Source organism: Massilia horti, from assembly GCF_004614195.1.
Lineage (GTDB): Bacteria > Pseudomonadota > Gammaproteobacteria > Burkholderiales > Burkholderiaceae_D > Telluria > Telluria horti.
Genome location: NZ_SPUM01000009.1, coordinates 1 through 23,834, shown reverse-complemented (window position 1 = coordinate 23,834; position 23,834 = coordinate 1). Strand labels below are relative to the sequence as shown.

Here is a 23,834-nt window from a genome sequence, read left to right as displayed (position 1 = left end):
CTAAGGCTTGTGCCGCGTTAACCTACTACAGAACTCATTGCACAAGAATGGTCGCTCTTATCCATCAACAAGGAGAGTCACACCATGGCAATCGACGTATACCTGCAGATCGACGGCATCAAAGGCGAGTCCCAGGACTCCGGACATCAGGGCTGGATCGAACTCGCCTCGGCCAGCTGGGGCGTGATCCAGCCCAGGAGCACAACCGTATCGACGGGCGGCGGCCATACATCTGAACGTTGTGACCATCGGACCCTGTTGGTGTCCAAGCTCGCGGACTTGGCTTCGCCGATTCTGTTGCAGCACTGCTCGATGGGCAAGACGATCCCCAAGGCCAAGCTGGAATTCATGCGAGCTGACGGCGATGGGAAACCAGTGAGGTACTACCAGGTCGAGCTGGAGAACGTCATGATCGCCAGCATGGAGCAGATGGTCAGCCAGGGCAGCATTGTGCACGACTCCATCGGCCTGCGGTTCTCGAAGGTGAAGTGGACGTACACCCAGCAGAAGATCGGGGGTGGTGCCGGCGGTTCGACTGTCGGCGGCTGGGACCTCGCGGGCAATAAAGTTGCCGCATGACGGGGGCTCGCCATGGCTGAATGGAGATACGAAGATGACGAAAGGTGCCCAGACCCGTTGCGCCCGCGGCCAACCCAGGACAAGCGCCATTTTTTCATGCTGCCGCAAGCCCCGGCGGAATCCGGTTACTACACCTACGGCAAGCTGTACGGTGAACCGGCCATGGGCGCGTATCAGTACGCTCACCCCATCATGATGTCCACAATCCTGCGCGTGGCCCTGGAGTGGCAGGCCATCGATAGGCGACGGATCGGCATTGGGGATATCAGTCTGCCCGATGGTAGGGAAACGCCAGATCACGGCGGACACAAGACCGGACTTGATGTGGACGTTCGACCTTTGCGTAAAGACGGTCTTGAGCAGCGTGTGACGTGGAATGATCCGCAGTACGACCATGAAGCCACGCGAAAGCTTATCCATCTGTTTCGCACCCTTGCACCTGTCAAGTTCGTCGTCTTCAACGACCCCAGGGTTCCATTTGTCGCTAGAGCGGACAAGCATGACGATCACTTTCACGTGACGCTCCGAGGATAGAGATGCGAAACATCACTTGCTTGGCCGCGGGAGCCGCTGCCGTTGCTGCACTTTCGCTTGCCCACGCGGCCGATCCGTCATCCGATCCGTATGGACTGTGGAAATCGCTCCAGGGGGGCATGTACAAAATCCATTCCGGCAGCGTGGCAGATCGGGCTCCGCCTACCGGAACGGATCGGATGCTGACGGTTCTTATCGATGGTAAGGCCGCGAAAGAGGTATTCGACTCGATAGGCCCTGACGTCCAGCTAGTTTGCAGCGGCGTGGATGGGGATCGGGATCGCCGGAGAAAGGGCATTTATTGCACGTACAGTGCCCAGGACGCCAAGAAGAAGGAAGGCCCTTACCGGTGCTGGATTGGGGTTAATCTCATCAGCGGCGGCACCGAGACGACCGTTAGTTGCTAGGCTTCCTCGGCGATAAAAAAGTGCAAACGAACCCAGCACCGCTGAGATTCTACAAAGCGTAATGTCGGTCGCGGCGCTTGTTTCGACATTCACTGCATTGAGATCGGTTATTCGCCTAATCTGAACCAATCACGTAGACTGAGTTCAAGTCTTAATTTTTCGTCCTCTGCGAGAAGACTACAGTGCGCGATGGGGTTGCGTAAAGTGTTCAGGCTAAACATTACCTTTTCCACAGCTTTTATGTTGCTAAAAATGCTGGCAAAAACAGTCCAGTTCGCCTTTATTATTTCGCCAAGTTCGCCAAAATTTGTGTAGTCAAGTTCATCTTGTGAACGGGGGGTTATACCTGATTCGCGTTCGCGTTGGATTCGCTTTCGTACGTCGATGTGTATTTGTTGGGGGATAATGTTAGAATCGTTCCACCAATCTTCGCCCTTCGTACTTTCGAGCAGATCCGATATCTGTTTTCGTATGGTTTTTTCTAAACAATAGAACAGCTCGTAGCTCTTCGCCATCGCCGCAGCTTCACTGCGAAGCTTCTCTTCAAACTGAGGAAAATACGCTTTCGCAATTGAGTTTTGCTCTGATGTCCCAAAACTCAAATCGCGTAGCGTGACATCGAAGCGATCTTCTAACCTATCAAGATCTGATTCTATGAGCATATTAGTCATCCCAAATGCCTTAATTCGATCTTCGAAGATCATTTCACTCTCCTAGCAGGTGATCTTTCAAGCTCTTGAAAATGGCATTGAAGACTTCAATGTCCTTCGTTGCAGGTAAGTTCAAGTTGATTGTGTACGATAAGTTGATACCCTTCGAAGGGGTTGATGGAGAGATCACCAAAGGGTGAGGTGGTGAAGCTATTTCAGGCGTTGGTTTGTAGAGAGGTTCCGATACAGCTAAGTCGTGTTCGGTTTGCTCTACCTCATCGAAGTCGGACAGTTTTCTCAGTAAATTGAATGTTGCCAACGTGTACTTGGTTGCTGCAGCATCCTTTTCGCCCCCGGTGCATTCAACGATTAGACCGAGCGCTTCATTATCTGAGACGTCGTGAATATATTCGTTCATCTCATACAGTCGAGCGTACAGTTTTTTAAATGCTCGGCCAATAGCAATTCGCGATTTTTTTGGATTCCTGAACTCACGGTATGATTCTGTAGGTGTACCATCACTGGCGACGAACCCCATTTTCTTTAAAAACGGGATGCATGAGGCAGCCGTGCCACCTTTCATTGCTAGTTTCGTCTTTACGAAGTCCTGCGTGAATCGATCGGGGACTGAGGCTGTTTTAATTCTCTCTAGCATATTTTCTAGAGTGCCAATAGACGTACTATAAGGAAGATTCTCTGCCATAGTTCACCATATGTTAAAAAACTGCGAAGGAGGTTGACAATTTAATTAAGTGACATGTGCCTTAGCATAACAAGTATGTTTCAAAATCGATACTGAAATTATGAGAAAATTTCTGGTGGCGGGGCAGCGGCAGGCGATGCTGTTCAAGTAGCGTTGTAGCATCTTAGCTACTCACTAGAGAAGCGTACTCTCGATCTGCTGAAGGTTCCATGGATGGCTGTCAAAGTGCCCCTGAAGTGATACTGACGTAATTGAGGCGCAAGCCAAACATGGACTGGCGTAAAAGCTGAATGCCAAAACAGGCCCCAGCTACATGATGTCAAAGGGGCGGTGATCCGGTCGGGTGTGAGGTCTGCGCGAAGTGAGCCGGAAATAGACCGGAGAGCAGGGAAGTGGCCCGGGCAGAATCGAAACACCGACACAAGGATTTTCAGTCCTTGCGCTACCGCGTTGAATGCTCAGACTGCTCCCCTTACTTGAATGCGGTAGTTCCGATCGACCGCCAATCCCAAGGGGAGCCATGAATGAATTGATCGACCGTGTTGTCGCTTCGCTCGCTGCGATGCCCGTGCGGCCTGCGCTATTTCGTCATTTTGGTGGCGACCGTAATGGTGTTGTTACCGGTGCTGCTGTTGTCAGGCGCAGGCGACATGCTGTTCGGGCCCTTGGTGCTATCCAACTGAACACCGCATGTGGCAGGTTCGGCCTGCCATTGTCCGCAGATGTTCCGGCCAGGGCGCGCGGAGCGATTGCGGCGCGCGACCCGTTGGTGACGACGGTTGATGCCGGTGCCGTACTGGCGAACATCGGCAGCCGCGAACGCATTGGGGTCGACGCGCGCGGCTGACCGCTGCCGCATTTTTTCTGGCCTGACGTTCTCAGCAGTAGAATGTCGCGTGGCAAAAAATAATTCCGTCAGAAAAAACAGCGAGGGAGACACATGCTTACATCACGTTCAGCTGCGATCGCAGCATTCATCGCGGCGGCCGCAGCGGCTGCTACTGCCGCGGAAAACGGCGCCGACGACAAGAAGAAATGGGATGTCAACCATCCACCCGGCGTGGTCGGAACCGTGAACATCGATACGCGCACCGGTACCTGGATGAGCGTCGATGTCAGCCCCGACGGCAAGCAGATCGTGTTCGACCTGCTGGGCGACCTGTACCTGCTGCCGATCACCGGTGGCGAAGCCAAGCCGCTGACGCACTCGATGGCGTGGGAAATGCAGGCCCGCTTCTCGCCGGATGGCAAGCAACTGGCCTACATGTCCGATGCGGGCGGCGGCGACAACATCTGGGTGATGAACGTCGATGGCACCGGTGCGCGCGAGATCAGCAAGGAAAAATTCCGGCTGCTGAACAATCCGGTCTGGCATCCGAACGGCCAGTACATTGCTGCGCGTAAGCACTACTCTGGTACGCGCTCGCTCGGCTCAGGTGAAATCTGGATGTTCCACGTGCAGGGCGGCGGCGGCATCGCGATCAATGAAAAGCCGAACTGGCAGAAAGACCTCGGCGAGCCCGCGTTTTCGCCAGATGGCCGATACGTTTACTACTCGCAGGACACCACGCCAGGCACTTCTTTCGAGTACAACAAAAATTCGAATGACGAAATCTACAAGATTTTTCGCCGTGACCTGAAGGAAGAGAAAACCCGCGCCTTCGTCAGCGGCCCGGGCGGTGCTGTCCGTCCCACGCCTTCGCCTGACGGCAAGTACCTGGCATTCGTGCGCCGCGTGCGCAACCAGTCGACCCTGTTCCTGAAGGATCTGACTACTGGCAAGGAAACCCCGGTCTGGGGCGAGCTCGAGCGCGATATGCAGGAAGCATGGGCGATCCACGGTGTTTACCCGGCATTCAGCTGGATGCCTGGCGGCAAAGAGATCGTGATTTGGGCCAAGGGGAAGATCTGGCGCCTGGACCCGTTTGCGAAGTCGGCGAAAGAAATTTCATTCCACGTGAAAGACACGCGCGATGTCCGCGAGGCAGTGCGTTACGAACATGCCGTGGCGCCGGAGTCGTTCGACGTGCGCCAGCTGCGCTGGGTGAACGTGGCGCCGCAGGGCGACAAGGTCGTCTACTCGGCCCTCGGCCACCTGTACGTGCGCGCGCTGCCGAACGGCGCACCGCAGCGGCTGACGAAGCAGGAAGACCATTTCGAGTATTTCCCGAAATTCTCGCGTGACGGCAAGCAGGTCGTCTTCACGACCTGGAACGACGAAAAGCTCGGTTCGGTCCGCACCATCGACCTGAAGAGTGGCAAGGAAACGACGCTGACGACGGCTCCGGGCAAGTACCTCGAACCGGCATTTGCTCCAGACGGCAAGGACGTGGTCTACGTCAAGAGCCAGGGAAGGCACCTGATCAGCCCGTGGTACGGCCTGGAGCCGGGCGTCTACAAGGTTCCCGCCGATGGCAAGGGCAAGCCCGTGCTGATCACCGACGACGGCCGGGCGCCTCAGTTCGGCAACGACAGCAATCACCTGTACGTAACGCGCACGAAGCGCTCGAACGAGGTCGACTCGATGACCTCGCTGGTGCGTATCGATCTCGACAAGCATGAAGAGCACGCGGTTGCGCAGGGGGAGTTTGTGACGAACTTCGCCGTTTCGCCTGATGGTGCATGGCTTGCCTACGGCGAGCGCTTCCACACCTGGGTGACGCCGCTGCCGCTGGCCGGCAAGGCCGTGACGATTGGTGAAAAGGCCGAGGCATTGCCCCAGCGCCAGCTGGACGTGGACGCGGGCGACTACCTGCACTGGGCCGGCAACAGCAACGCGCTGCATTTCTCGCTGGGCGACGAGCTGTTCACACGCGACATGAAGCTTGCCTTTGCGCCGAGCGACCCGGATGCGAAGCAGGAGAAACTGCGTGCCGAAGCGCTGATGAAGCAGCCGGGCGTCAAGATCGGCTTTACCGCTAAAACGGCCGCGCCGCGCGGCACCGTGGTGATCGACGGCGCCCGCATAGTCACGATGAAGGGCGACGAAGTGATCGAAAATGGCCGCATCGTGGTGAGGGACAACCGAATCGCGGCCGTTGGCACTGCGGCCGAGGTTGCCGTACCGCCTGGTGCGACGCGCATCGATGCGGCGGGCAAGACCATCATCCCCGGCATGGTGGATGCTCACTGGCACGGCTCGATGGGCGAAGACGGCATCGTGCCGCAGCAGAGCTGGGTCGATTACGCGGGACTCGCCTTCGGTGTGACGACGGTTCACGATCCATCCAACGATACCGCCACGATCTTCACGCACAGCGAGATGCAGCGGACCGGCCAGGTGGTTGGCCCGCACATCTTCTCGACCGGCACGATCCTGTACGGCGCCAAGGGCAACTTCGCCGCGACGGTGAACAACCTGGATGATGCGCTGACTCACCTGCGCCGCCTGAAGGCTGCGGGCGCGATCAGTGTCAAGAGCTACAACCAGCCGCGCCGTGACCAGCGTCAGCAGATTCTCGAAGCGGCACGCCAGACGGGCATGATGGTCGTGCCGGAAGGTGGTTCGCTGTTCCAGCACAACATGACGATGGTGGTGGACGGCCATACCGGCGTCGAACACTCGATTCCGGTTGAAAGGGCCTACGACGACGTCAAGCAATTGTGGTCGCAGACCAAGGTGGGCTACACGCCGACGCTGATCGTCTCGTATGGCGGCCTGGACGGGGAACATTACTGGTATGCCCGTACCGATGTCTGGCAGCATCCGCTGCTGTCGCGCTATGTGCCGAAGTCGGTTCTCGAGCCGCGCAGCATTCGCCGCGAAACCGCGCCGGAAGAAGACTTCAATGTCTTCAAGGTGGCGCGCACCGCAACCGAGTTGCAGCGCGCTGGCGTGCCGGTGAACATGGGCGCGCATGGCCAGCGCGAAGGCCTGGGCGCGCACTGGGAAATGTGGTCGCTGGTGGGGGGAGGCATGACGCCGCTGGAAGCGATCCGCGCCGCCACGCTGAACGGCGCCCGCTATCTCGGGCTGGACAAGGACGTCGGTTCGCTCGAAGTGGGCAAGCTTGCGGACCTGGCGATCATCGACGGCGACGTGGTGGCGGACATTCGCAAGTCCGACCGGATAACGTATGTGATGGTCGGTGGCCGCCTGTATGAAACCGCGACCATGAATGAAGTCGGCGCTACGCCGAAAGCGCGCAAGCCGTTCTTCTTCGAAGGCGTGGAGGGGGCCAATGCACCGGTCGAGGGTAATACCCACAGCCACGGGCACAGCCACGGCTACGGTTCGGAGCAGGATTGACCGCGCGCGGTGACGCCTGAACGGCCCGGGCGGATAACGTCCGGGCTGTTTTCGAGAGCGCTGCCACCGTTAGCTGGGGGGCGTAGGGTGCGCACCTGTGCGCACGCGGTTCGCGAACGCCGCGTAATGGAGCGGCAGCCGCAAGTCAGCAGGCGGTGACCGCGTGCGCACTGGTCCTCGCCGGCCGCGCGCCCCCTACGCCTGCTACAAATTCGTTACGCCCCGGTTGCGACCGGACGGCTTGGATCGGCGCACCATTCGCTCCACGATCCGGGGTAGAGCGCGGCGCCCGGCATGCCGGCCACCTCCAGCGCGAGCAGGTTGTGGCAAGCCGTCACACCCGAGCCGCACTGCATGATCGCCCGGGCCGCATCGTCCACCACCGTCGCCAATTCGGTCTTGAGCTGCGCCGGCGCCTTGAAGTGGCCGTCGGCCTGCAGGTTGTCCTTGAAGAAGCGGTTCCTGGCGCCCGGGATATGGCCGCCGACCGGGTCGATGGTCTCGTTCTCGCCGCGGAAGCGGTCGGGCGAACGGGCGTCGACCACCAGCCGTTCGCCGCGCCCGATGTTGGCCAGCACCTCGGGCGCGCTCACCGTCGAGACCAGCGCCCTGTGCGCCTGGATCGTACCTCGCGGCTTCGCATCGACTGCATTCGTGAGCGCCAGCCCCTGCGCCTGCCAGGCGGCCAGGCCGCCGTCCAGCACCGCCACGGCCTCGTGGCCGACCCAGCGCAGCATCCACCACAGACGCGCTGCGAACATGCCACCGTGGGCGTCGTAGGCCACCACCTGCGTGTCGTCGTTCACGCCCCACGAGCGCAACGTCTCGATGAAAGCATCCACCTCGGGCAGTGGATGGCGGCCGCGGAACGCGCCGCCGGCATCGCGCTTGGCGCCCGACAGTTCGGTTTCCATGTCCGCGAACACCGCATGCGGCAGGTGTCCGGCCGCATAGGCCGCGCGGCCTGCGGACAGGTTCATCAGGTCGTGCCGGCAGTCGACGATGACCCAGTTCGCATCGTCGATGTGCCGGGCCAGTTGTTCAGCTGCGATCAGGGTCGTGTACATGGCAGGTCCTCAGGTTTCGCTAGTGATCGGTTCCTTCTTTTCAGCGGCGACGGTTTTAGCCGCGCTGCCGGTATTGTAGAACGTCGCCGCCACGCCGGAGGCGAGGATCACGGCGATCCCCAGCCACACGTGCCAGTCCAGGCTGTCGCCGAACAGCAGCACGCCCCACAGGCTCGAGAACACGATACCGGTGTACTGCAGGTTGGCCACCACCAGCACCTTGCCGACCCGATAGGCGCGGGTCATCGCCATTTGCGCAAACAGCGCGGAGACGCCCATCGCCGCCAGCAGCGCGCCGGCGTGCAGGTCGATCGGGTGGAAGCGCACGCCGGCCGCGTCCGGGCTGAGCAGGCTGCCTGCAAAGCCGGCCACGGTGGTGGTCAGCGAAAAATAAAACACGACGCGGTATTCGGGCTCGCCCATCTGGCCCAGGCGCCGCACCTGCATGTAGGCCATCGCCGAAATGATCGAGGAGAGCAGGCCGGACACGCCGCCCAGCCACTGGTCACTGTCGATCGCGGGACGCAGCACCAGCATGACGCCGACGAAGCTCATCAGGACGGCCAGCACCAGCTGCCATTCGACGCGCTTTTTTCCGTGCCACCAAGCTGCGGCGAATACGCCGGCCGCGATCCAGATCGGCGCCATGTAGTTGAGGGTGACGGCGGTTGCCAGCGGCAGCTGGCCGATCGCGTAGAACCACAGCCAAAGCGAGATCACGCCGACCGCGCTGCGCCACAGGTGCTCCCTGGGGAATTGGCTTTTGAAGCTGCCGCCCTGGTGCCGAGCAACCAGGAACAGCATGGCGGTGCCGATCAGGCCCCGGTACATGAGTAATTCAGACGTCGAGAAAACACCTGAGGCCAGCTTCACGGCGGCGCCCATGGCGGCGAACGCGAAGCTGGCAAAGACCATCCAAAGTGAAGCCATTAAAACCTTATAGTTCGATCCTGCTGCGGTACCATTCATGGAAGTGGCGCATGCCGTCTTCCATCGGCGACTGGTACGGGCCGACTTCGTTGACGCCGCGCGCCAGCAGGATCTTGCGCCCCGCGTCCATGCGCAGCGCGATTTCGTCGTCCTCGATGCAGGTTTCCATGTAGGCGGCGCGTTCCGCCTCGACGAATTCGCGCTCGAACAGCACGATCTCCTCGGGGTAGTAGAACTCGACCACGTTGCGCGTCTTTTGCGGCCCCAGCGGCCACAGGGTCGACACCACCAGCACGTTCGGGTACCACTCGACCATGATGTTCGGGTAGAGCGTCAACCAGATCGCGCCGAATTTCGGTTCCTGGCCGTTGTTGAATTTCAGGACCTGCTCGTGCCATTTCTGATAAACCGGCGAGCCGGATTTTTTCAGGCCGCGGTTAACGCCCACGGTCTGCACGCTGTAGTCGGTGCCGAAATCCCAGGTCAGGTCTTCGCAGCTGACAAAATTGCCCAGGCCCGGGTGGAAGGGCTCGACGTGGTAATCTTCCAGATAGACCTCGATAAAGGTCTTCCAGTTGTAATCGACGTCGTGCACCTCGACGTGGTCGAACATGTAGCCCGTAAAATCGAGGTCCTTGGTGACAGACAGCTTGGCCAGCTTGTCCATCACGTTATATCCATTCTGTTCGAACAGCAGGCCGTTCCAGTTCTGCAGCGAAGTCTTTGCCAAGTTCAGGCAGGGCGTTTCCTTGAAATGCGGCGCGCCGATCAGCTCGCCCTTCAAATCGTAAGTCCAGCGGTGCAGCGGGCAGACGATGTTGTTGGCATTGCCGCGGCCATTGAACATCAGTGCCTGGCGGTGGCGGCATACGTTGGACAGCACCTCGATGCCATTGGCGTTACGCACCAGCATGCGGCCTTCGTTTTCGGAGGCGAGCGTGGCAAAATCGCCGACTTCGGGCACCATCAATTCGTGACCGACGTAGCGCGGACCCTTTTGAAACAGTTGCTGCATTTCGCGCTGCATCAGCGCTTCGTCAAAATAAACAGTTACCGGAAGCTGGACGCAAGAACTCGCCAGCTTGGCGTGGGTAGCCAGATCGGACATCCCAACCCCCCTTATCAAATCAAAGAAGAGAAAGAATCCAAAGACCAGTATTTTGGACGCGGAATACGGTATTTCGGACAGAACCGGAGATTATACCGTGGAACCGAGCTCTACGGGCGCGGGCCGTCGCGCGGGCGTGGCCGCTGTGTGGTCAGAAATTGTCGGAATTGCATCGTTTTCATGGATTCCGAGCGGAGTGCGATAAAATGTCGGCTTTGCCAGCAAGGAGTTGGCAGCGCACGGCTCGCCACTCTGGGGGTAGGAATGTTCTAAAATACGCGGTTAGACTGGCCAGTGGCGCACAAGTTGCGGGTGGCGAGTCCCCGCTGGTTCCGTGCCCCACACATTTTACCGATCTATGTCAAATAACACAGCAGCGTCGCGCGCGGCGCCACCCGAGTCGTTCGAACAGGCAATGGCCGAGCTGGCACAACTGGTGTCGCAGATGGAATCCGGCCAGCTGCCGTTGGAGGCCTCGGTCGCCGCCTATGCACGCGGCTCCGAACTGGTGAAATACTGCGCGGCGCAGCTGGAGAAGGTCGAGTCGCAGGTCAAGGTGCTCGAAGGCGACATGCTCAAGCCGTTCGCGGGGGAACAAGCGGGCGAGGGCGGGCAATGACGGCCAACTTCAACGACTGGATGAAGGACGTGCAGGCACAGGTCGAGGATGCGCTCGACCGCTTCCTGCCCGCAAGCAGCCAGGTGCCGCACAAGCTGCACGAGGCAATGCGCTACACCACGCTGGGCGGCGGCAAGCGCGTGCGGCCGCTGCTCGTGTACGCCAGCGGAGCCCTGTTCAATGCCGAGCCCAAGGCGCTGGCGCGCGCCGCCGCCGCGGTCGAGATGATCCACGCCTACTCGCTGGTGCACGACGACATGCCATGCATGGACGACGACGAACTGCGCCGCGGCAAGCCGACGGTGCACGTCGCCTACGACGAGGCGACCGCGCTCTTGGTCGGCGACGCCCTGCAGGCGCAGGCCTTCGCGGTGCTGGCCGAAGCGGTCACCGTGCCGCCGGTGCGGCTGGTGGCGATGCTGCACCTGCTGGCCCAGGCCGCAGGTTCGGGCGGCATGTGCGGCGGCCAGGCGATCGACCTGGACAGCGTGGGCGTGGCCCTGACCCTGGAGCACCTCGAACACATGCATCAGCTTAAGACCGGCGCCCTGCTGCGCGCGTCGGTGCTGCTGGGCGCGCTGGCCGGCCGGGATATCGAGCCGCATGAACTGACCGCGCTGGCCGCCTATTCGAAAGCGGTGGGATTGGCGTTCCAGGTGGTCGACGACGTGCTCGACGCGACCGCCGATTCGGCCACCCTTGGCAAGACCGCCGGCAAGGACGCAGCCGACAACAAACCGACCTACGTGTCGATCCTGGGATTGGAACCGTCACGGGAACTGGCCGAAAAACTGCGGCGCGACGCGCATGAGGCGCTGGCGCCGTTCGGAGAACAAGCACTGCGGCTGCGCGAACTGGCCGACCTGATCGTGCAGCGGAAAGCATAAATGAAACTGCTAGAGACCATTAACGACCCCGCGGACCTGCGCAAGCTGCCGCGCACCAGCCTCACGCCGCTTGCGCACGAGCTGCGCCACTTCCTGCTCGATTCCGTATCGAAGACGGGCGGCCACCTCTCGTCCAACCTGGGCACGGTGGAACTGACGATCGCGCTGCACTACGTGTTCAACACGCCGCATGACCGCATCGTGTGGGACGTCGGGCACCAGACCTATTCGCACAAGATCCTCACTGGCCGGCGCGAACGCATGCCCACCTTGCGCCAGCTGGGCGGCCTGTCGGGCTTTCCCAAGCGCGACGAAAGCATCTACGACACCTTCGGCACCGCGCATTCGTCGACCTCGATCTCGGCGGCGCTGGGCATGGCGCAAGCGGCCAAGATCAAGGGCGAGGACCGGCACGCGATCGCCGTGATCGGCGACGGCTCCATGACCGCCGGCATGGCGTTCGAAGCGCTGAACAACGCGGGCGTGGAAGAAGACCTGAACCTGCTCGTGGTCCTGAACGACAACGACATGTCGATCTCGCCGCCGGTCGGCGCGCTCAACCGCTATCTTGCGCGCCTGATGTCGGGCCAGTTCTACGCCGCCGCCAAAAACGTCGGCAAGAGCGTGCTGCCCGGCCCTGTGCGCGAGCTGGCCAAGCGCCTGGAAGAACACGCCAAAGGCATGGTGGTCCCGGCCACGATGTTCGAGGAATTCGGCTTTAACTACGTCGGCCCGATCGACGGCCACGACCTGGAATCGTTGATCCCGACCCTGCAGAACATCAAGAAGCTCAAGGGCCCGCAGTTCCTGCACGTGGTGACCAAGAAAGGCCAGGGCTACAAGCTGGCCGAGGCCGAGCCGATCCTGTACCACGGCACCGGCAAGTTCAACCCGAACGAAGGCATCAAACCGGCGGCGGCGCCGTCGAAGGTCTCGTACACCGAGGTGTTCGGCAACTGGCTGTGCGACATGGCGGCGGTCGACCAGCGCCTGGTCGGCATCACGCCGGCCATGCGCGAAGGCTCGGGCATGGTGCGCTTCCACCAGCAGTACCCGCAACGCTATTTCGACGTCGGCATCGCCGAGCAGCACTCCGTGACCTTCGGCGCCGGCATGGCGACCGAGGGCATGAAGCCGGTGGTCGCGATCTACTCTACTTTTCTCCAGCGCGCCTACGACCAGCTGATCCATGACGTGGCGCTGCAGAACCTGGACGTGACGTTCGCGCTGGACCGCGCCGGTTTGGTGGGCGCGGACGGCGCCACGCACGCCGGCAATTACGACATGGCCTACCTGCGCTGCATCCCGAACATGATCGTGATGGCGCCATCGGACGAGAACGAATGCCGCAAGATGCTGACCACCGCTTACCACTACCCGGGACCGGCGGCGGTGCGCTATCCGCGCGGCGCGGGCGTCGGTGCGGCGATCGAGCAGGAACTGACCTCGCTTGAGATCGGCAAAGGCGAGATCAAGCGCCAGGGCAAAGGCATCGCGATCCTGGCCTTCGGCTCCATGGTCACGCCGAGCGTGGGCGCGGCCAACGAACTGAATGCGACGGTCGCCAACATGCGCTTCGTGAAGCCGCTTGACGTCGAGCTGGTCAAGCGCCTGGCCAACGAACACGACTATCTCGTGACGGTGGAAGAGGGCTGCGTAATGGGTGGCGCCGGATCGGCGGTGGCCGAGGCGCTGGCTGCTGAGGGGATCGTCAAACCGATCCTGCACCTTGGCCTGCCGGACCAATTCATCGACCACGGCGATCCGGGAATGCTGCTGGCGTCGGTGGGGCTGGATGCGAAGGGCATCGCCGCCTCGATTCGCCAGCGCTTCGGCGGTGGAGAGCCGCGGCTGGTGGTCAACAACAGCTAGGTTTTGCGTAGCGTGGGCGGATTTCCGCCCACGCGTTCAAATCACCCATGATTTGATTTCAGGGCTGAGCGAAGTCCGGTTGAACGCGTGGGCGGGCAAGCCGCCCACCCTACTGGCTATGCGCCTATGGTCAGCCGGCATGACGCGAACGTTGACCGCGTGCGCACAGGCCCTCGGCGGTCCCGCGCCTCCTACCGCCTGCATCTGCCGCGGATCGTAGGGTGCGCACCTGTGCGCACGCGGACGCATGCAAACCGCCTCCGTCTGTTTTAACTACGGCTTCGATTGGCGGATTTCCGCCCACGCGTTCAAATCCCGCATGATTTGACTTCAGGGCGCCGCCCACCCTACCGAGCCGCGTGTAGCCTGCTAAGGCCCACCGCGCCAGCAGGTGCCCCACCAGATGCCCTTTTTTCTGCAGGCCCGCATTCCCGAAAGAATTTTGCTTGTCAAGCGGAATCTGCTGAATGCTTAGACTGCATCAAAATTAGTCAGCCCAGCAGGCCTATGCTCTGTCTGCGTACCCGGCGGGCAGCGTTTGTGCCTGTCCCGTATCAAGCCCAGCCCGGCTGGACTTGCCTGAAGGTGCGTTGGCCGAATCGGGCCTGGTGTCCGATTTGCCGATCCAGTTGCGTTCGACGGAGACAAGGCATGAAGAGCAAATTCACGCAAGCGTGGTTCGCCGGCGGCTGGTTACGGCCGACCTTGGGCAGGCTCTCGGCGGTCGGCTTGTTCAGCCTGCTGATCGCGGGGCTTGGCGTGTCCGGCCTTGCCGTAGCCGGCCAGCCGCAGCCAACAGGCGCCAGTAACGAATGGCAAGCCCACGATGGGCGGGATCATGACGGTGATCACGACCATCGCCAGCGCCAACAGGCGCTGGTGCTCGGCAACGTGGTCGCCTCGGCGTGGGACGACGGGCGGACCGTGGGCGTCCAGTTCGACGTGGCAAACAATATCCGCGAAGCTGTCAAAGATGTGCGCGTCACATCGATCACGCTGGAGGGTGGCGATTACCAGGGCCCGGTTAAGTTGCCGATCCTGCTGGGCCCGGTGCAGGGCCTGCAGCACCTGCTGGTCGACGCCATCTTCAGGCTGGCGCCCATCAACGGCACGCCGCACCCGTTCACCCTGGCCGGCACTTACGTCAAGCACGGGAAGACCGTGAAGTTCAGGCTGAACGGCACGATCAGTCCGAACACCGCGGAACCCGGCCCCTTCAAGGCGCGGACGGGGCTGTCGACCAAGCAGTCCTTGCGCAACGCGTTCTTCCCGCCCCCGATTCCGCGCACTCCCGATAACAACGCCGAGACGCCGCCCCTGATACCGATCGGTCCGCAGCGCCAGGTGTTTCCCGCGACGCCCACCGCGACCGGCGTGAGCGCCAGCATGTCCGGAGCGGCGGTCGAGATCGTGCGCAACAACACCTCGGGCACCAGTTCCGGGGTGCCGCCCGACCCGAATGCGGCAGCCTCCGCTCCGGACGGCGTGGTGCTGACCACCTTTAACACGGGAATCAGTTTCTCGACTGACGGCGGCGCCACGTTCACGAACATCAACCTGTTCGCGCCGCAGCCTGGCAATCCCGCGAGAAGGACGTTTTTTCCCGAAAGCGATGGCGGACTGTGCTGCGACCAGATCGTCCTGTACCTTCCTGCTCGTAACCTGTTCGTCTGGCTGCTCCAGTACAAGGCAGTGTTCAATGCGGCGGGAACCACGGTCACCGCCTCGAACCGGTTGCGCATCGCGTGGGCGAGCCCGCAGGACATCGCGACCGATTTCTACAATGCCTGGACCTATGTCGACCTGACCGGCCCCAGCGTCACCGGGGTGTCCAGCGGGATGGGGCTGACTTCCTCCGAATGGATGGACTATCCGGACCTCGCTTTCTCCGACACCTTCCTGTACGTCGGAGTGGACCATGCCTATGCCCCTGACAGTGTCTTTCCGGACCGGCGCATCGTGGCGCGCCTGAGCCTGGCCGACATTGCCGATGCATCGATCCCCACCGTCGGCTACAACCGTACCGAGCTGACCGGCGCCAGCGGCCTGTCCAAGTCCCACTTCATCCAGGGCGCGCCGGCGCGGATGGTACTGGGAGCGCTGGACAACAGCAGCAGGCTGCGGGTGTTTACGTTCGCCGACAATGCTGGTGCGGCGGTATCGAGTTCCGTCACGATCAGCAGCATCATGCGGGGCAACAGCTATACCTCGGTGGCGCCGGACGGCAACGACTGGCTCAAGGCCTCGTTCCCCGGGAATATCACGGGCGGGGCATTCCGGCGCCTGCCTGCCGAGAACCCGGAAGGATTCCGCGACGAGTACCTGTTCGCGTTTGATGCCGGCGTCAACGCGGGCGGGGGGCGGCCGCAGGCCTACGTGCGGTTGGAAACGCTGGTGCCGCCGACCAGCAGCGCGACCACCTACAACGCGTTCGCCGAATACGACATCTGGAACAACGATTTCGCGTATGCGATGGCCGTGCCGCGAAGCGATGGCAGGGAGATCGGGATCAACCTCGCGGTGGGCGGGGGCACGATCGGCTACCCGCAGAACGCGGTCGGCTTCCGGGACGACTTCGTGGTCTACCAGGTGACATCGAGTAACGCTACTCAGGTGGGAGTGATACGTGGCGTGCAGGTTGTCCGCTTCGGCGACTACCTGGGCAACCGGCTGATACCCGGGGAGCGCCGGTTCTTTGGCGCGGAAGTGTACGATGTCATCCTCAATCCGCTGCCGCCGGGTGTCCCGAGCGGGACATGCGCCACGGTCGGCTGTACCGCGACCGTGCGCTACGTAATCTACGGGCGGCCGGTGCCGGTCATTCCGTAAAACCGATGGCGATGCGAACCCGGCCGGCTAAGGCTGGTGCTGGCCGGGCCATGCCAACAACAGCCAGGTGGCCGAGTACCCAATCCGCTTGCCGAAGTAGACGGCTTCGATCGTAGGGTGGGCGGGTGTCCCGCCCACGCGTCCAAATCACGCATGGTTTGACTGCTGGGCTGAGCGAAGTCCGGTTGAACGCGTGGGCGGGAGACCCGCCCACCCTACGGGCTGAGCCGCGTGCAGGCTAAGACTGGTTCTGGCCGGGCACATGCAGCGAGCGCGCCAGCAGGTGCCCCGCGAGGTACCCGCCAATCAGCCCGCCCAGGTGCGCCGCGTTGTCGGTGTGCGGATACACAAACCCCGCCCCGATATTAAACAGCAGGAACAGCGCCAGCGACCCGCGCAGGTCCTTGACCACGGTCGCCGGCACGCCGCTGTTCTCGCGTCCGATAAACGCCAGCAGCCCGCCGATGATGCCGAAGATCGCGCCCGACGCGCCCACGCTGTTCACGTGCGGATTCCACATCACGCTGGCCAGGCTCCCGCTCACGCCCGACAGCATGTACAGCCCGAAAAAGCGCAGGCTGCCGAACATGCGCTCGACCAGCCGGCCGACCTGCAACAGCGCGAACATGTTGAACGCGATGTGCAGCACGCTCCCGTGCAGGAACATCGACGTCACCAGCCGCCACCATTGGCCGTGCAGCGTCTGCTGCCCGGCATTCGAGCCCCAGCGTACCAGTTTCTGCGACTGTTCGATTGCTGAACCGTGGCCTGACTGGTCCAGCCACATGAGCACGAACACGGCGATGTTCACGGCCAGCAGCGCCCAGATCGCCGGAGTCGATGGCGTCCAATGGTCGATCCGGTCGTGGAAGATCAGGCGCTCGGCGTGGGCAATCGCAAACTCATCGGTCAGGCGCCGCGGCAGCAGTGCGAGGATGCGGTCGGCTTGTGCCTCGTCGCCAACGTCGAAGCCCACGGTCTGGTCTCCCTTCACACCCTGCACGTCGAACCACACGCCCTGGCCATCGGTGTGCACGTTGACGATGTCCACCATGCGCAGCCGATGTTCTTCATGGGCCGGCATCCGGAAGGTGCGATGGCTGCGGCTGCGCAGGATGACAAAGTCGCGCTCGATCGTCAGTGACCCCTTGCCGTGGAAGTGGAACGGATTGGCCGGCTTGGTGCGGCGATTGACGTAAAAGCGGACCTCGAAGACGTCAGGATCTGCCATCGGCGTTCAGCTGGCGCTCTCCAGTCCCCGCTTGCGCTCGTGCTGCCACAGCACGTCGCTGCCGCCGGCGAAGCGGTTGAGCACACGCGCCAGCACGAACATCAGGTCGGACAGGCGGTTGACGTATTGACGCGGCTGCGCGTTGATGGTCTCGCTTTTCGCAAGCGCCACGATGCTGCGCTCGGCACGGCGGCATACGGTGCGGCACACGTGCGCCAGCGAGGCGGCGCGCGAGCCGGCCGGCAGGATGAATTCCTTGAGCATCGGCAGGTCGGCGTTGTACTTTGCCAGCAGCTCGTCCAGGCGCGCCACCTGCTCGTCGGTGATCAGCTGGTAGCCGGGAATGCACAGTTCTCCGCCCAGATCGAACAGGTCGTGCTGGATCGTCACCAGCTCTTCGCGCAGCGCCGGCGGCATGTCTTCGCACAGCAGCAGGCCCACGAAGGAGTTCAGTTCATCGACGTCACCCAGGGCCGCAATGCGCGCGCTGTCCTTGCCGGTGCGGCTGCCGTCGCCCAGGCCGGTGCTGCCATCGTCGCCGGTACGTGTGGCGATTTTTGAAAGCCGATTGCCCATGATTATGTCCTGCGATTAAAAAAAGATAGGCGGAGGATACGCTAAATCGATGTGATTGTGCTTACAATTCCCCAATGTCCGCCATACCAATCGATACCGGTCGCCGCGAACAGGTCGCGGCTGCCTTGCGCGCACGGCTTCCCGAGCGCAGCGTGTTGTCCGACCCCGAGGATACCCGACCTTACGAGTGCGACGGCCTGGCCGCCTACCGCCAGTTGCCGATGATCGTCACGCTGCCGTCAAACGAAGACGAGGTGCTGGCGATCCTGAACGTGTGCCGCGAGCTGAACGTGCCGATCGTCCCGCGCGGCGCTGGCACCGGCCTGTCGGGCGGCGCGCTGCCGATTCTTGATGGCGTCGTGATCTCGACCGCGCGCCTGAACCGCATCGTGCGTGTCGATGCGTATGCGCGCACGGCGATCGTGCAGCCCGGCGTACGCAATCTCGCCATTTCGGAGGCTTGCGCCCAGTACGGTCTGTACTACGCGCCCGATCCCTCGTCGCAGATCGCCTGCACCATCGGCGGCAACGTGGCCGAGAATTCGGGCGGCGTGCACTGCCTGAAGTACGGCCTTACCGTGCACAACGTGCTGCGCGTGCGCGTGGCCACCATCGACGGCGAGATCATCGAACTGGGCAGCGAGGCGCTGGATGCGCCGGGCCTGGACCTGCTGGCCGTCTTCATCGGCTCGGAGGGCATGCTGGGCATCGTCACCGAGGTGACGGTCAAGCTGGTGCCCAAGCCCGCGACCGCGCAGGTGATCATGGCCTCATTCGACGACGTGGTCACCGGCGGTGACGCGGTCGCAAGCGTCATCGCCGCGGGCATCATTCCGGCGGGCCTGGAGATGATGGACCGCATGTCGGTGCGCATGGTCGAACCGTTCGTCAAGGCCGGCTACGACACGGACGCCGCGGCGATCCTGCTGTGCGAGGCGGACGGCACGGCGCTCGAGGTGGCCGAGGAAATCGAACGCATGACCCGCGTGCTGCGCTCGGCGGGCGCGACCGCGATCGCGGTGTCGCAAAGCGAGGCCGAGCGCATGCGCTTCTGGTCCGGCCGCAAGAACGCGTTCCCGGCCGCGGGCCGCATTTCGCCCGACTACTACTGCATGGACGGGACCATTCCCCGCAAGAAGCTGGCGCAGGTGCTGACCGGGATCGAGGAGATGGAGAGAACCTTCGGCCTGCGCTGCTCGAACGTGTTCCACGCGGGCGATGGCAACCTGCATCCGCTGATCCTGTTCGATGCGAACCAGCCCGGCGAATTCGAGCGTGCCGAAGCCTTTGGCGCCGCGATCCTCGCGCTGTGCGTGGAAGTGGGCGGCACCATCACCGGCGAGCATGGCGTGGGCATGGAAAAGATCAATTCGATGTGCGTGCAGTTCGGCCGCAAGGAGCTCGACATGTTCCTGGCGGTGAAGCGCGCCTTCGACGTGCCGATGCTGCTCAACCCGGACAAGGCGATCCCCACCCCGCACCGCTGCGCCGAATTCGGCAAGATGCATGTCACGAAGGGCGCACTGCCGTTCGCTGACCTGCCGCGCTTTTGAGACACCAAACATGCAGGCAATCGAACATTTCAGGGAACAGGTGCTGGCGGCTAGCCGCGACCAGCGCGCGCTGCGCATCCGCGGCGGCGGCACCAAGGACTGGTACGGCCAACGGCTCGAAGGCGACATTCTCGATACGCGCAGCTACGCCGGCATTGTCGACTACGAGCCGACCGAACTCGTGATCACAGCGCGCGCCGGCACGCCGCTGTCAGAGGTCGAAGCCGTGCTGGCCGAGCACGACCAGATGCTCGCATTCGAGCCGCCGCATTTCGGCGAAGGCGCGACGTTGGGCGGCACGATTGCCGCCGGCCTGTCGGGCCCGCGCCGCGCCAGCGTGGGCGCCGTGCGCGACTTCGTCCTCGGCGCAAAGATCATGGACGGGAAGGGCGACGTGCTCACCTTCGGCGGCCAGGTGATGAAGAACGTCGCGGGCTACGACGTGTCGCGCCTGATGGCCGGCTCGCTCGGCACGCTCGCTCTGCTGCTGGAAGTGTCGGTCAAGGTGCTGCCGCGCGCGTATCGCGAGACCTCGCTGCGTTTCGAAATCGGTGCGATGGACTCGATCCGCAAGCTTAACGAGTGGGGCGGCCAGCCGCTGCCGATTTCGGCAAGCTGCTGGGATGACGGCGTTCTGATGCTGCGCTTGTCCGGCGCGCAGGCAGCGGTCGACGCGGCTGTGAAGTCGCTTGGGGGCGAGGAGGTGATTGATGCGTCCGCGTTCTGGACCGCGCTGCGTGAACAGCGTCACCCATTCTTTGCGGGCGAGGGCGCGTTGTGGCGGCTTTCGGTGCCGTCGGTTACCGGGGCGATGGTGCTTGAGGGGGAGCAACTGATCGAATGGGGCGGAGCGCAGCGCTGGCTGCGCGCGGCGGCGGACGGGCAGAGCGCGCAGGAGATTCGCCGCACCGTGGCGGCACGCGGCGGCCATGCGGTCCTGTTCCGGGGCGGCGACAAGAGCGTCGGCGTGTTCCATCCGCTGGCGCCGGCGCTTTTAAGGATCCACGAGCGCATGAAGGCGGCATTCGATCCGTCGCACATTTTCAATCCGGGACGGATGTACTGAACCATGCAGACCAATCTCGCCGATTTCATCAAAGGCACGCGCGAGGGCGAGGAAGCCGAATCGATCCTGCGCGCTTGCGTGCACTGCGGTTTTTGCACCGCCACCTGCCCGACCTATCAACTGCTGGGCGACGAGCTGGATGGTCCGCGCGGCCGCATTTACCTGATCAAGCAGGTGCTGGAGGGCGCACAGCCGACGCACAAGACACAGCTGCACCTGGATCGCTGTCTCACCTGCCGCAACTGCGAAACCACCTGTCCTTCCGGCGTGAAGTACGCTCGCCTGCTCGACATCGGCCGCAAGGTGGTCGAAGAACGCGTGCCGCGTGCACCGGGCCAGCGGGTCAAGCGCGCCACGCTCAAGGAAGCGCTGCCGCGCACCGCGCTGTTCAAGCCCGCGTACAAGCTGGGCCAGGCATTGCGCCCGCTGCTGCCAAAGGGCCTGCAGGACAAGCTGCTGCCCACGCGCGATCCCGGGCAGTGGCCAGCGCGCACGCACGAGCGCAAGATGCTGGTGCTGGCCGGCTGTGTGCAGCCGGCGATGGGCCCGAACATCAATGCCGCGGCGGCACGCGTGCTCGATTCATTCGGCGTACAACTGCTCGTTGCGCCCAAGGCCGGGTGCTGCGGCGCGGTGCGCTACCACATGAACGACCAGGAAGGCGGCCTTGACGACATGCGCCGCAATATCGACGCGTGGTGGCCCTACGTCGATCAGGTCGAGGCGATCGTGATGACCGCGTCCGGCTGCGGCGTCACGGTGAAGGAGTACGGACATCTGCTGGCGCACGATGCTGCCTATGCGGCCAAGGCCAGGCGCATTTCGGAGATGACGCGCGACCTGTCCGAGATCATGCCGCAGTTCGAGGCCGAGCTGGCGGCGCGCCTGCAAGGCAGGGTCACGAAGCGCGTCGCCTATCATCCGCCATGCACGCTGCAACATGGCCAACAGATTCGGGGTAAGGTCGAGGGCGTGCTGCGGGCGGCCGGCGTGGACGTGGTGCTGTGCGCGGACAGCCATCTGTGCTGCGGCTCGGCCGGCGCGTATTCGATGCTCCATCCCAAAATCGCGCATGAGCTGCGCGACCGCAAGCTGTCCAACCTCGAAGCCACCGGGGCCGATGGGATTGTGTCAGCCAATATCGGTTGTTTGACGCACCTGCAGTCGGGCACCAGCAAGCCGGTGACGCACTGGATTGAGCTGATCGACCGGATGCTTACTGACTTCGGGCAGCGAGCATGATCACTCGTTGCCCGCCTCGCCGCCCGCAAGGTGTCCACCTTCGCCCTCCCACTTGGAGACTTCGGCCTCGATCTGATAGCCGGGCGGCCGGTATGTGCCGGTCTTTTTTACGGCCACATCGATTTCTTCCGGGGTCATCAGCATGAAGGTTTTGCACGTGGCCGCTCCGGTGGAGTCGACCCTGACCGTCAGTGCGGCCGCAGCGGCATTGTCCGGAAGCTCGCCAATGATGTAAACGTCTTCTTCCCCGAAGGAAAAGTAAAACGATTCGACCTTACCGCCCAGCGAATTGAACATTTCATTGACCGCCGCGCGCCGGCCGGTGCCGCCTTCTTTCAGCAGGCCCGAGATGCCCGACGTGCGATAGTTGGCTTCGACAAGATATTTTGGCATTTGCATCTCCTTCCAGCTGTGCCATGTCTTGCGACAAAGATCACTCACGCCGTTTGACATTCGATCGTAAGAGGCGGTTCAACCGACATCTCCATCGATGCGACGAGCGGCTATACTTGGGCGCGCTCTTGATCGGCGCGACTCGATCAAACAACCCGGCAGATTCACGAATGACCGCAAACGCAGCATCCCCACGCCTGGCCGAACCAGACCGCCAGCTTATCCGCGACGAGTCCAGCCCATCGGACGCGCAGCGCATGTTGACGCCACCTTTGCAGGCCCTGATGCATGAGCGCGGCTGGCTGCGCATGCTGGCGCCCAAGTCTGCTGGGGGCGGCGAGCTGGCGCTGCCTGACGTGGTGCGCCTGGAGGAAGCGCTGGCGGCGGTGGACGGCAGCACCGCCTGGACCGTGACGCTGTGCGCCGGCGCCGGCTGGTTCGCCGGCTTCTTGCCACCGGAGTTTGCGCGCGAGATCATTGGCACGCCGCGGCTGTGCGTTGGCGGCAGCGGTGCGCCGACGGGCCACGCGGATGCCGAAGGCGAGGGTTATCGCCTGAGCGGCACATGGCAGTTTGCGACGGGGGCGCCGATCGCCACGCACTTCACGATGAACGCGGTGATCCGCGAAGGCGGGCAGGCGGTCCTGGACTGCACCGGCGCGCCGCTGGTGCGCGCTTTTATCATTCCTGCCAAGGACGTGCGCGTGCACGACACATGGCGCAGCATCGGTTTGCGCGCGAGCGCTTCGCACAGCTTCAGCGTCGATAATGTGTGGGTGGATGGCCGTCACGCGTTCGTCATCGATCCTGCGGCCGCGACGGCACCGGGGCCGCTGTACCGGTTCCCGTTCGTTTCGCTGGCCTACGTGACGATCGCGGCCAACATCGCGGGAATGGGCGCGCATTTCCAGCAGCTGGCCAGGGCTCTCATTGCCAACCGCAAGCGGCCTGGTACGGGCGTGCCGCTTTCCGATATGCCTGAAGTGAGCGCGGCGCTGCTGCGCGCACAGCGCAATCTGGAACAGGCGCGCGAATTGTTCTACGGCCTGCTGGAACGGATGTGGGATACGGTCTGCCAAAACGACGTGGTCAGCCCCGAACGAATGCATGAACTGCATCGTGCATCGCTCGATCTGGTGGTCACTGCGCGGCGTGGCGCGGACGATTTGTATCCGTATTGCGGGCTGTATGCCGCGCACGAGGAGAGCGAGATCAATCGCGTTTGGCGCGACGTGCACACGGGGACGCAGCATACGATGCTGCTTCCCCTGTCGCCGTCATTCTGAAACGACCTCGTAGGGTGCGCACCTGTGCGCACGCGGTTACGTGCGCCACCGAA

Annotated in this window: 20 protein-coding genes; 12 read left to right on the top strand and 8 right to left on the bottom strand. The window is 62.6% G+C overall.

Going from position 1 to position 23,834, the window contains the following annotated elements; all coding sequences use genetic code 11:
* The first annotated feature begins 84 nt into the window (after positions 1-84).
* Both E4O92_RS01820 and E4O92_RS01815 read left to right on the top strand, forming a co-directional pair.
* Entirely contained in the window at positions 85-579 is a 495-nt protein-coding gene (locus E4O92_RS01820; protein ID WP_135188041.1) for an Hcp family type VI secretion system effector, read from the top strand.
* A 12-nt stretch (positions 580-591) separates the two neighbouring features.
* The gene (locus E4O92_RS01815; RefSeq protein WP_135188040.1) at positions 592-1,113 is read left to right on the top strand and encodes a penicillin-insensitive murein endopeptidase; all 522 of its coding nucleotides are present in this window, start codon (positions 592-594) and stop codon (positions 1,111-1,113) included.
* Positions 1,114-1,627: 514 nt separating this feature from the next.
* Here the strand turns inward: E4O92_RS01815 and E4O92_RS01805 are convergent.
* Together E4O92_RS01805 and E4O92_RS01800 are read right to left on the bottom strand one after the other, a co-directional pair.
* Positions 1,628-2,224 carry a Swt1 family HEPN domain-containing protein gene (locus E4O92_RS01805; protein WP_135188038.1) on the bottom strand — a complete coding sequence of 199 codons (597 nt, stop codon included), beginning with the start codon at positions 2,222-2,224 and terminating at the stop codon, positions 1,628-1,630.
* 1 nt (position 2,225) lies between these two features.
* Entirely contained in the window at positions 2,226-2,873 is a 648-nt protein-coding gene (locus E4O92_RS01800) for a DUF5343 domain-containing protein (protein ID WP_135188037.1), read from the bottom strand.
* A 520-nt stretch (positions 2,874-3,393) separates the two neighbouring features.
* Between E4O92_RS01800 and E4O92_RS01795 the strand changes: the two genes are divergently transcribed.
* Positions 3,394-3,720 carry a hypothetical protein gene (locus E4O92_RS01795; protein WP_135188036.1) on the top strand — a complete coding sequence of 109 codons (327 nt, stop codon included), beginning with the start codon at positions 3,394-3,396 and terminating at the stop codon, positions 3,718-3,720.
* Positions 3,721-3,813: 93 nt separating this feature from the next.
* A complete protein-coding gene (locus tag E4O92_RS01790) occupies positions 3,814-7,122 on the top strand; it encodes an amidohydrolase family protein (protein ID WP_135188035.1) in 3,309 nt (1,102 codons plus the stop codon).
* Positions 7,123-7,337: 215 nt separating this feature from the next.
* Here the strand turns inward: E4O92_RS01790 and E4O92_RS01785 are convergent, their stop codons facing one another.
* The 3 genes from E4O92_RS01785 to E4O92_RS01775 are packed head-to-tail and all read right to left on the bottom strand — an operon-like array spanning position 7,338 to position 10,227.
* On the bottom strand, positions 7,338-8,189 hold the full coding sequence (locus tag E4O92_RS01785) for a sulfurtransferase (protein ID WP_135188034.1): 852 nt from the start codon (positions 8,187-8,189) through the stop codon (positions 7,338-7,340).
* 9 nt (positions 8,190-8,198) lie between these two features.
* Entirely contained in the window at positions 8,199-9,119 is a 921-nt protein-coding gene (locus tag E4O92_RS01780) for a DMT family transporter (protein WP_135188033.1), read from the bottom strand.
* Positions 9,120-9,126: 7 nt separating this feature from the next.
* Positions 9,127-10,227 (bottom strand): aromatic ring-hydroxylating oxygenase subunit alpha, encoded by a 1,101-nt coding sequence (locus tag E4O92_RS01775; RefSeq protein WP_135188032.1) that lies wholly within the window; start codon positions 10,225-10,227, stop codon positions 9,127-9,129.
* A 358-nt stretch (positions 10,228-10,585) separates the two neighbouring features.
* Here E4O92_RS01775 and E4O92_RS01770 point away from each other — a divergent pair, with 358 nt between their 5' ends.
* From E4O92_RS01770 to E4O92_RS01755, 4 genes are all read left to right on the top strand, one after another.
* On the top strand, positions 10,586-10,846 hold the full coding sequence (locus tag E4O92_RS01770) for an exodeoxyribonuclease VII small subunit (protein WP_135188031.1): 261 nt from the start codon (positions 10,586-10,588) through the stop codon (positions 10,844-10,846).
* Positions 10,843-11,733, top strand: a complete 891-nt coding sequence (locus tag E4O92_RS01765) for a polyprenyl synthetase family protein (RefSeq protein ID WP_135188030.1) — start codon at positions 10,843-10,845, stop codon at positions 11,731-11,733. The genes E4O92_RS01770 and E4O92_RS01765 overlap by 4 nt, the downstream gene beginning before the upstream one ends.
* Positions 11,734-13,605, top strand: a complete 1,872-nt coding sequence (dxs, locus tag E4O92_RS01760) for a 1-deoxy-D-xylulose-5-phosphate synthase (RefSeq protein WP_135188029.1) — start codon at positions 11,734-11,736, stop codon at positions 13,603-13,605.
* 651 nt (positions 13,606-14,256) lie between these two features.
* Positions 14,257-16,434 (top strand): hypothetical protein, encoded by a 2,178-nt coding sequence (locus E4O92_RS01755; protein WP_135188028.1) that lies wholly within the window; start codon positions 14,257-14,259, stop codon positions 16,432-16,434.
* Between the two features lie 238 nt (positions 16,435-16,672).
* Here the strand turns inward: E4O92_RS01755 and E4O92_RS01750 are convergent, their stop codons facing one another.
* Together E4O92_RS01750 and E4O92_RS01745 are read right to left on the bottom strand one after the other, a co-directional pair.
* Positions 16,673-17,665, bottom strand: a complete 993-nt coding sequence (locus E4O92_RS01750; protein WP_135188027.1) for a rhomboid family intramembrane serine protease — start codon at positions 17,663-17,665, stop codon at positions 16,673-16,675.
* 6 nt (positions 17,666-17,671) lie between these two features.
* A complete protein-coding gene (locus E4O92_RS01745; RefSeq protein ID WP_135188026.1) occupies positions 17,672-18,241 on the bottom strand; it encodes a cob(I)yrinic acid a,c-diamide adenosyltransferase in 570 nt (189 codons plus the stop codon).
* A gap of 74 nt (positions 18,242-18,315) precedes the next feature.
* Between E4O92_RS01745 and E4O92_RS01740 the strand changes: the two genes are divergently transcribed.
* From E4O92_RS01740 to glcF, 3 genes are read left to right on the top strand one after another with little or no spacing between them, the layout of a single operon-like run.
* Positions 18,316-19,794, top strand: a complete 1,479-nt coding sequence (locus E4O92_RS01740) for an FAD-linked oxidase C-terminal domain-containing protein (RefSeq protein ID WP_135188025.1) — start codon at positions 18,316-18,318, stop codon at positions 19,792-19,794.
* Between the two features lie 10 nt (positions 19,795-19,804).
* Positions 19,805-20,860 (top strand): glycolate oxidase subunit GlcE, encoded by a 1,056-nt coding sequence (glcE, locus tag E4O92_RS01735; protein ID WP_135188024.1) that lies wholly within the window; start codon positions 19,805-19,807, stop codon positions 20,858-20,860.
* Between the two features lie 3 nt (positions 20,861-20,863).
* Complete coding sequence (glcF, locus tag E4O92_RS01730) at positions 20,864-22,102, top strand: glycolate oxidase subunit GlcF (RefSeq protein WP_135188023.1); 1,239 nt, start codon at positions 20,864-20,866, stop codon at positions 22,100-22,102.
* Here the strand turns inward: glcF and E4O92_RS01725 are convergent, their stop codons facing one another.
* Positions 22,103-22,495: a GYD domain-containing protein gene (locus tag E4O92_RS01725; protein ID WP_206076793.1), complete on the bottom strand. Its 393-nt coding sequence runs from the start codon at positions 22,493-22,495 to the stop codon at positions 22,103-22,105.
* Between the two features lie 170 nt (positions 22,496-22,665).
* On the opposite strand from E4O92_RS01725, the gene E4O92_RS01720 reads away from it, so the two are divergent.
* Entirely contained in the window at positions 22,666-23,781 is a 1,116-nt protein-coding gene (locus tag E4O92_RS01720) for an acyl-CoA dehydrogenase family protein (RefSeq protein ID WP_135188021.1), read from the top strand.
* Positions 23,782-23,834: the final 53 nt, after the last annotated feature.